General features: G+C 49.7%; 1 pseudogene. It reads left to right on the top strand.

The features are described 5' to 3' along the window. Nucleotides 1–712, top strand: a pseudogene (locus ACHH0Z_RS25630) (hypothetical protein); the annotation flags it as partial.

The following is a 712-nucleotide window of genomic DNA, read 5'->3' as shown; positions in this document are numbered from 1 at the left end:
CGGTTGACGGTAATACCCAGGTGACTCTGGTTAGTAACTTTACCGGGCCTACTCAGGCCGGTGCAGCCTGGTCAGCTGTTCCCCGTGTGGCGCTGAACATGGTAACTGCCGCGCTGGTGGCGCAAAGTGCTGAAGCGCTGCGTGGACTGAATTACGACAAACAGAACTGGCAAAGCATTTTTTCCGGAACCGGAAATGTAACGGTAACTCTGCCGGATGGGACGACATGGACGGGACCAGCCTGGAGGAGCATTACGACATCACTTTCAGGAAAGGCGGAAAAAGGTGCAAACAGCGACATCACCTCTCTCAGCGGACTCACTACAGCGCTATCTGTAGCACAGGGCGGTACCGGTTCGACAACAAGCGAAGGTGCTCTTTCTAACCTCGGAGGGCTTCCAGTAGCTGGAGCTTCTGGACTTAAATCGAGATATCGATTTAACGCTTCAGGGGGAAGCGTGGGGATAATCTTTGACGATACAGGTCTGTCAGGATACGGAAGCCTTTTTAATGACTGGGATAAAAAGGCGCTTGCATTCAACTGTAACTTCAATGGTAACGGTCAGTTCGCAGTACACACTATACACAGGTATGTTTATCCAGGTGTAGCTGCAGGGTGTTTTTATAGCGGGCTTACATCGGATATTTCATACCAGATTGGACATTTATCATCTTCCGGAAATTTAACCGCATCTTTCTCATTTAACTATGG

The sequence above is a fragment of the Enterobacter cloacae complex sp. 2024EL-00227 genome (assembly GCF_043945315.1).
Taxonomy (GTDB): Bacteria; Pseudomonadota; Gammaproteobacteria; order Enterobacterales; family Enterobacteriaceae; genus Enterobacter; species Enterobacter roggenkampii.
Note: the sequence above shows the minus strand (reverse complement) of the source record. Positions and strands in the feature narration are given on the sequence as shown.